9 protein-coding genes, 1 tRNA gene and 1 pseudogene are annotated in these 7,117 nt (G+C 42.2%); 8 read left to right on the top strand and 3 right to left on the bottom strand.

Annotated features, from left to right (window positions below; all coding sequences use genetic code 11):
- The first annotated feature begins 58 nt into the window (after positions 1 to 58).
- Entirely contained in the window at positions 59 to 718 is a 660-nt protein-coding gene (locus HMPREF3249_RS01990; protein ID WP_049533303.1) for an HD domain-containing protein, read from the top strand.
- Positions 719 to 788: 70 nt separating this feature from the next.
- On the opposite strand, the pseudogene HMPREF3249_RS09140 reads toward HMPREF3249_RS01990, so the two are convergent.
- The 3 genes and pseudogenes from HMPREF3249_RS09140 to HMPREF3249_RS02005 all read right to left on the bottom strand — a co-directional run bounded on the left by HMPREF3249_RS09140 (position 789) and on the right by HMPREF3249_RS02005 (position 3,141).
- A pseudogene (locus tag HMPREF3249_RS09140) lies at positions 789 to 1,302 on the bottom strand (DUF308 domain-containing protein).
- A gap of 222 nt (positions 1,303 to 1,524) precedes the next feature.
- Positions 1,525 to 1,597, bottom strand: a tRNA-Lys gene (locus HMPREF3249_RS02000).
- 272 nt (positions 1,598 to 1,869) lie between these two features.
- Positions 1,870 to 3,141, bottom strand: a complete 1,272-nt coding sequence (locus HMPREF3249_RS02005) for a replication-associated recombination protein A (protein WP_049516989.1) — start codon at positions 3,139 to 3,141, stop codon at positions 1,870 to 1,872.
- A 101-nt stretch (positions 3,142 to 3,242) separates the two neighbouring features.
- Here HMPREF3249_RS02005 and HMPREF3249_RS02010 point away from each other — a divergent pair, with 101 nt between their 5' ends.
- From HMPREF3249_RS02010 to HMPREF3249_RS02035, 7 genes are all read left to right on the top strand, one after another.
- Positions 3,243 to 3,713, top strand: coding sequence for a DUF3013 family protein (locus tag HMPREF3249_RS02010; protein WP_049533305.1), 471 nt, complete (start codon positions 3,243 to 3,245; stop codon positions 3,711 to 3,713).
- 50 nt (positions 3,714 to 3,763) lie between these two features.
- On the top strand, positions 3,764 to 4,207 hold the full coding sequence (locus tag HMPREF3249_RS02015) for an NUDIX hydrolase (protein ID WP_024052633.1): 444 nt from the start codon (positions 3,764 to 3,766) through the stop codon (positions 4,205 to 4,207).
- Positions 4,204 to 4,683, top strand: coding sequence for a GNAT family N-acetyltransferase (locus HMPREF3249_RS02020; protein WP_059221200.1), 480 nt, complete (start codon positions 4,204 to 4,206; stop codon positions 4,681 to 4,683). Before HMPREF3249_RS02015 ends, HMPREF3249_RS02020 begins: the two co-directional genes overlap by 4 nt.
- Positions 4,684 to 4,686: 3 nt before the next feature.
- Positions 4,687 to 5,640 (top strand): 50S ribosomal protein L11 methyltransferase, encoded by a 954-nt coding sequence (gene prmA, locus HMPREF3249_RS02025; protein ID WP_059221199.1) that lies wholly within the window; start codon positions 4,687 to 4,689, stop codon positions 5,638 to 5,640.
- Complete coding sequence (locus HMPREF3249_RS02030) at positions 5,641 to 6,384, top strand: 16S rRNA (uracil(1498)-N(3))-methyltransferase (protein WP_059221198.1); 744 nt, start codon at positions 5,641 to 5,643, stop codon at positions 6,382 to 6,384.
- Positions 6,385 to 6,549: 165 nt separating this feature from the next.
- A complete protein-coding gene (locus HMPREF3249_RS09525) occupies positions 6,550 to 6,696 on the top strand; it encodes a hypothetical protein (RefSeq protein ID WP_003028899.1) in 147 nt (48 codons plus the stop codon).
- Between the two features lie 174 nt (positions 6,697 to 6,870).
- On the top strand, positions 6,871 to 7,117 hold a 247-nt coding region (locus HMPREF3249_RS02035; RefSeq protein WP_142350225.1), incomplete at its 3' end, for an HD domain-containing protein.

The raw sequence follows: 7,117 nt of genomic DNA on the forward strand, positions 1-7,117 counted from the left end.
TCAAAAAATCTCGAAATCGCTTCGAGATTTTTGTGTATATAAATAAAAAGGGTGACAGATGATAACGGATAGACAAGCGAAAATTCTTCAAGAAGCGAGAGATTTTGTTTATGCTGAACTGAAAGACGAGATGAGCGGGCATGACTGGTGGCATATTGTGCGTGTCACGAACAATGCTGTAGAAATTGCCAAACAAGAACAAGCAGATGCTTTTATTTGTGAGCTATCTGCCTTGCTGCATGATATAGCTGACGGGAAATTAAATGAGAATGAAGAGGTGGGCTTGCAAAAGGTTGAGCAATGGCTACAGAATCATCAGGCTTCAGATGCGGAAATAGCTCATGTGCTGGATATTATTTCAACGATGTCATTTAAAGGTGGTCATCAACAGAAGAATGTCAGCACTTTGGAGGGGAAAATTGTTCAAGACGCTGACCGTTTGGATGCGATTGGAGCGATTGGAATAGCACGCGCTATGGCTTATTCAGGTCATATAGGGAGACCGATTCACGATCCAGATTTGCAGCCGAGAGAAAACATGACATTGGAAGAATATCGTACTGGGAAGAGTTCAGCTATCATGCATTTCTATGAGAAATTACTCAAATTAAAAGACATGATGAATACCGCTGCTGCTCAAAAAATGGCAGAAAGTAGACATCGCTTTTTGGAAGAATACTTAGATCAATTCTATGCTGAATGGAATGCGAAAAAGTGACAAATAAGATATGAAAAAGCTGAGAATGTAACTTCCCAGCTATTTTAATATGCCCAAAATGGCAGCTAGATTATTTACGAAAGGCATCAACGATATAGGTAAAACCAGCAATTAAAAATGCAAAAGCAACGGCATAAATGACAAAGACGCTTGTAGCTATTGGATTGAACAAAATGACTAATCTAAGCAGAAATACAAGTAGCGTCATCCACATGATGTTATTGCCAATAGCAGAGAAAATCAGTCCTAGACAATTACCTTTAAAGAAAGCAATAATGGCTTCTACAATTAACTAAATTCCTAAAATGGTTGGAATGATGAAAGGTAAGGTCACAATCCATAAGCAACGAGGTAAATAGCTAAGAGCAGGTTGATAATCTTTGGAAAAGATAAACAGGTGAGCGAAGCTCTTTTGGTACAGAGAAATAGCCTAAAATAGCTGCTATAGAAGCAACCAGTAAACCAAATGCAACCCACCAGCTGTAAGCAACAAGATTAGCTACTGGGTTTGTAAATAGAAAAAGTGCTAAAAAAACAAGAACAGTTCCTGCAAGGAATAGCAATAAACAATTAGAAAATTTCATATCTACATCCCCTATATAGTATAGTTTGATAATGAAAGCATTTTAACTCTTTTGATGGGAGATGTCAAGAAAGGAAATAGATAGTTTGAGAATTTTAGTATGGCTTTTTGTGAAACAAAAAAGGCTGTTTTATTATTTTTTGTAACTATAACAAGGTTAGAAGATTATAAGTGGGAACAACAAAAAAGCCTATCATATAGGCTTTCTACTTAAATTTTATTATGCCCCCTACAGGGCTCGAACCTGTGACCCATGGATTAAGAGTCCACTGCTCTACCAACTGAGCTAAGGAGGCAACAGAAAAAGCTGTATTGGTGCCGGACCTTCACGATTTGTATTGAACCCGCGCAATTAAGCAGGTGGGCAACTCGCTCTAACTGAAGCTGCTTCCGCGTGAAACGGCCTGCAAGCTGTTAGAAGTCTTTTGTTTCCCTAATAATACAAAAAATAGTCGGTCAACACTTAAGTGTGAAGTCGTACACCACAGCGTTTCTATAATTATGATACCACAATTTTTGAAAAATTCAAGAGAAAAAATTGATTTTTTGCAAACGATACCACGATTTTTTAGTTGTTTTTTAATTGATCAATCTTATTTTTAGTCATGCCAAGGGCTCGTTCATACTTTCCATTTTCATTTGGAATGAAATAATCGGCATATTTTATTTTTTCAGGAAGATAATCTTGTTTCACCCAGTTACCAGGATAGTTATGTGGATATTTGTAATCCTGCGCATTTCCCAGCTCCTTGCTTCCGACGTAATGACCGTCTCGTAGATGACGGGGGATAGCGAGATTTCCGTTCTGGCGCAAGTCAGAGAGCGCCTTGTCCATGGCTACGTAGGCCGAGTTGGACTTAGGAGAGAGCGCTAGGTCAATGACAATGTTGGCAATGAGGATGCGAGCTTCTGGGAATCCGATTTTCTGAGCGGCTTCAAGTGCAGTCACCGTATGAATCTGAGCATCGGGGTTTGCCAGACCAATGTCCTCATAAGCGATGACCGTCAGACGTCGTGCAAGACTGGGAAGGTCTCCGGCTTCAATCAAGCGAGCTGCATAATGGAGACTGGCATTGACATCAGACCCGCGAATAGACTTCTGTAAGGCGGACAGAACGTCATAGTGCCCGTCTCCGTCCTTGTCCATAGTGATGTAGCTCTTTTGCAGGCTGTTTTCCATAATATCCAGAGTGATATGGCGAACGCCTGTATTATCTGATTGAGTAGAGAGAACTGCTAAATCTAGAGAATTAAAGGCTGAGCGCAAGTCTCCATTCGTGGAAGTGGCAATGAAATCCAGAGCGTCATCATCTAGCTGGACAGGAAAGTCAAAGCCTCGTTTGGTGTCCGTCAGGGCTGTTTGGATGGCTTGTTTAATATCATCATTTATCAGAGGTTCCAACTCGAAAATCTGTACCCGGCTGCGAATAGCGGGAGTGACGGAGAAAAAAGGATTTTCTGTTGTGGCACCAATCATGATGATTAGACCGTTTTCTAACAGAGGGAGGAGGAAGTCCTGCTTTGTCTTATCCAAGCGGTGAATCTCGTCTAACAGCAGCACCAAACCACCAGAGAATTTGGCTTCTTCCGCAATCTCTTGCAGACGCTTCTTACTATCAACAGTAGCATTAAAGGTCCGAAAAGCAAATTTGGTAGTTCCAGCAATAGCCGAAGCAATTGAAGTCTTGCCAATCCCTGGCGGACCATAGAGAATCATGGAAGACAGGCGATTGGCTTCCACCATGCGACGAATGATTTTTCCTTCACCGACCAGATGTTTCTGACCGATGACCTGATTGATATTTTTAGGCCGCATGCGAATCGCTAAATTGTCTGGCATACGTTTTCCTCCTTATTGGTATTCTTTTCAACTGTTCTAATTTATGTTACTATAGTTGTATCTATTTTAACACATTTTAAAGGATTAGAGAGAGGCTGGCTATGGCTAAATATGGATTTTTGGATATATTAAATGAAGAAATGGGGCAATGCTTTCCATTTGACTATGAGATAAACTGGGATAAGAAGAATCATGCCGTAGAAGTGTCCTTTCTCTTAGAAGTGCAAAATGCAAATGGCATCGAACTGTTAGATGTGGATGGAGAAAGTAGCACAGAAGACATTTTCTTTGAAGAAAGCGTTCTCTTTTATAATCCTACTAAGTCTCACCTTGAAACAGAGGATTATCTAACAATTGTCCCTTACGAGCCCAAAAAAGGTTTGTCTCGTGAATTCTTGACCTACTTTGTGGATTTTTTGAAGCAGACAGCCGAAGAGGGATTAGATGCTCTCATGGATTTTCTGGCAGATCCAGCGGCAGAGGAATTTGAAATCGTCTGGAATAATGAAGCTTTTGAAAAAGGCAGAGCAGGGCTGACGGAGACGGAATTTTATCCATATCCGAGGTACTAAAACACAAGGGTGTCCCAAGAAGACGACTAATTGTGCGGAGGAAAGTAAGAATGAGCGATATGACTGTTTTGCATCAAACGTTTGATTTCTCAGGCTGTAAAATTGCTTTGCTGCATGGTGATACAATTTTAACCATTTTAAGAGACGATATTTCGACTATTCCTTACCCGAATATGTGGGATTTTCCCGGCGGTGGGAGAGAAAAGGACGAGACGCCTTTTGAGTGCATTAAAAGAGAAGTCTTTGAGGAGCTGGGCATTGAACTGATGGAGGATTCCATTGCTTGGGTCAAATGTTATCAGGGATTTGTTCATCCTGAGAAAGTTTCTGTTTTCATGGTGGCTTCTATCTGTCAAGAACTGATAGATCAGATTGTCTTTGGTGACGAAGGACAGGGCTACAAATTAGTAAATATAGAAGAATTATTAGCGGATGAAAACGTCATCCCGCAGTTGAAAAGTAGATTGGGAGATTATTTGGAGGTGCAGAGATGATTCATATAGAACAAGCAGAAGCTACAGATTTAGAAACCATTATCAGTATTCAACGTGTTAGTTTTAAAGCTGTCTACGAAAAATATCATGACCAGTATGATCCTTATCTGGAAGATAGGGAGCGGATTAAGTGGAAGTTGGTGGAACGTCCTAATAGTTTTTACTATTTTGTCAAAGACGAAGAGGAAATTGTTGGCTTTCTTCGCTTGCAGACCAACGATGCGCGAACAGAAGGTTGGCTTGGGACAGCTGCGATTTTACCTCAGTATCAGCGAAAAGGCTATGGTTATGAAGGGATTCACCTGCTTGAGAAAACATTTTCGACGATTACTCAGTGGGATTTATGTACGGTTTTCCAAGATGAGCCTATGGTCAAATTTTATGAAAAATGCGGCTATCATCAAACGCATACTGAACCAGAGCAAGAGGGCATGGATATGGTTTATATGACGAAGAGTATTAAAAGAAAGGAATGACATATGAACACTTGGCAAGAACTAACCATTACGGTCAGCCGTGAGGCGGAAGAAGTGGTCAGCAATATTCTGATTGATTTAGGCAGTCAAGGCGTGGCTATTGATGACAGCGCAGATTATCTGGGGCAGGTTGACCAGTACGGTGAGCTTTTTCCAGAAGTTGAGCAGAGCGAGCGGGTCAGGATTACCGGCTATTATCCGGATTCGGTGGATATAGAGGATATTGCAGCTCAGGCCAATGAGCGACTGGCTGAGCTAGACGGCTTCGGCTTGGAGACGGGAGATATTGAGCTGACTCGTCAGGAACTGGCAGAGGAAGATTGGGCGGACAATTGGAAAAAATATTTTGAACCGGCTCGAATCACCCATGACTTGACCATCGTGCCGTCCTGGACGGACTACGAGGTGACCACTGGTGAGAAGATTATCAAGCTGGATCCTGGCATGGCCTTTGGTACGGGCACTCACCCGACGACCAAGATGAGCCTCTTTGCTCTGGAGCAGGTCCTGCGGGGCGGAGAAACGGTGCTGGATGTGGGTACAGGCAGTGGGGTTCTCTCCATTGCCAGCTCTCTCTTGGGTGCCAAGGAGATTTTCGCCTATGACCTAGACGATGTGGCTGTCCGTGTTGCTCAGGAAAATATTGCGCTGAATGCTGGGACTGAAAATATTCATGTGGCAGCTGGCGACCTTCTCAAAGGCGTTGATATTGAGGCTGATGTCATTGTAGCTAATATTCTGGCGGATATTTTGGTAAATCTGACGGATGATGCTTACCGTTTGCTTAAGGATGAGGGCTACCTGATTATGAGTGGGATTATCTCTGAGAAATGGAATCTGGTGCGGGAGTCAGCAGAAGCTGCTGGATTTTTCCTTGAGACCCACATGATTCAGGGCGAGTGGAATGCCTGTGTTTTTAAGAAAACCAAGGAGATTTCAGGAGTGATAGGAGGTTAGATGCAGCAATATTTTGTGAACGGGCAGGTTGAAAATCTTGTCATTATCAGAGATAAAGATACCCTTAAGCATATGTTTTCTGTGATGCGTTTGGTAGAAGATGATGAAGTGGTGCTGGTTTTTGAAGATGGCATTAAACGTCTAGCAAGAGTTGCAGATAGAGAGCGCCATGTGTTGAATCTGGTAGAAGAATTGCCAGACAACGCGGAGCTACCGCTTCATGTGACGGTTGCTTCTGGCTTTCCCAAGGGAGACAAGCTGGAATGGGTGGCTCAGAAAACGACAGAACTGGGTGCAGCTGCTATCTGGGCTTTTCCGGCGGACTGGTCTGTTGCCAAGTGGGACGGCAAGAAATTAGCTAAAAAGACAGAAAAACTTGAAAAAATCGTTTTGGGAGCAGCAAAGCAGAGCAAACGCAATCGGGTACCAGAAGTCCGACTTTTTGAGAAGAAAATTGACTTTTTAGATTGTTTGAGCCAGTTTGACCGCGTCATTGTAGCTTATGAGGAATCTGCCAAAGAGGGGGAGTCTGCTGCTTTGGTCAAGGCTGTGACAGGACTTGAAATAGGAAGTCGGATTTTATTTGTCTTTGGGCCAGAAGGCGGTCTGTCTCCAGCAGAAATTACTACATTGGAAGAAGCAGGAGCTATACTTGCAGGGCTAGGTCCACGTATCTTGCGGACAGAGACAGCTCCACTTTACGCATTAAGTGCAGTTAGTGTTTTGACAGAATTGATACAGTAGGAAAAAGTAGCTTTAATAGCTCTCATTTCTATTGTTCTTAACTCCTAACTTTGGTATAATATAAGTGAAATATCTAGTTTGGCTAGAAAGGATGGAAGCACGGAAACAAATCTGCTGGCTAGATTGCGAAAACTGCTTTTGCTTGGTAAGGAGAGGAGGTTCATCATGTCTTTATCTACCTTATTTGAGCTGTTTATTGCTATTTTAGGTGTTGTATCAGCTTGCTATCTCATTTATGCTTATGTTGAATTTATCGGAGATATGCTACATGCAGAAAAGCATCACCTCTTCCATCACAACCCGCCTATATAAAGGCGGGCTTTTTCTAAACTTAGAGTAATTACTATTTACTGGGTATGGCTTATATGTAATCGCAGTTTGAAAAAAATCGGCCATTTCTCACAGAAGCTTTGCATTCTTCTGTGTTTCCTTGTTTTCATATTGCCTTAAAAGTGATAAAATGGTAGGAAGAACTGGAGAGAGAACATGCCAAAAGAAGTGAATTTAACAGGCGATCAAGTGGTCGCTCTTACTAGAAAGTATTTATCATCAGAAGATGTCACCTTGGTGCAAAAAGCTCTATTCTATGCGGTAGATCGGCATCGGGGGCAATTTCGCCAATCAGGTGAGCCATATATCATCCATCCGATTCAAGTGGCAGGGATTTTAGCTAAGCTAAAGTTGGATGCGGTCAGTGTCGCTTGCGGTTTTTTACATGATGTTGTAGAAGACA

Source organism: Streptococcus sp. HMSC36C04 (assembly GCF_001839535.1).
GTDB lineage: Bacteria > Bacillota > Bacilli > Lactobacillales > Streptococcaceae > Streptococcus > Streptococcus hominis.

Bases quoted from the DNA above. Each gene is read 5' to 3' on its own strand.
- HMPREF3249_RS01990 (WP_049533303.1), top strand. From the start codon at position 59: ATGATAACGGATAGACAAGCGAAAATTCTTCAAGAAGCGAGAGATTTT.
- HMPREF3249_RS02005 (WP_049516989.1), bottom strand. From the start codon at position 3,141: ATGCCAGACAATTTAGCGATTCGCATGCGGCCTAAAAATATCAATCAG.
- HMPREF3249_RS02010 (WP_049533305.1), top strand. From the start codon at position 3,243: ATGGCTAAATATGGATTTTTGGATATATTAAATGAAGAAATGGGGCAA.
- HMPREF3249_RS02015 (WP_024052633.1), top strand. From the start codon at position 3,764: ATGAGCGATATGACTGTTTTGCATCAAACGTTTGATTTCTCAGGCTGT.
- HMPREF3249_RS02020 (WP_059221200.1), top strand. From the start codon at position 4,204: ATGATTCATATAGAACAAGCAGAAGCTACAGATTTAGAAACCATTATC.
- prmA (WP_059221199.1), top strand. From the start codon at position 4,687: ATGAACACTTGGCAAGAACTAACCATTACGGTCAGCCGTGAGGCGGAA.
- HMPREF3249_RS02030 (WP_059221198.1), top strand. From the start codon at position 5,641: ATGCAGCAATATTTTGTGAACGGGCAGGTTGAAAATCTTGTCATTATC.
- HMPREF3249_RS09525 (WP_003028899.1), top strand. From the start codon at position 6,550: ATGTCTTTATCTACCTTATTTGAGCTGTTTATTGCTATTTTAGGTGTT.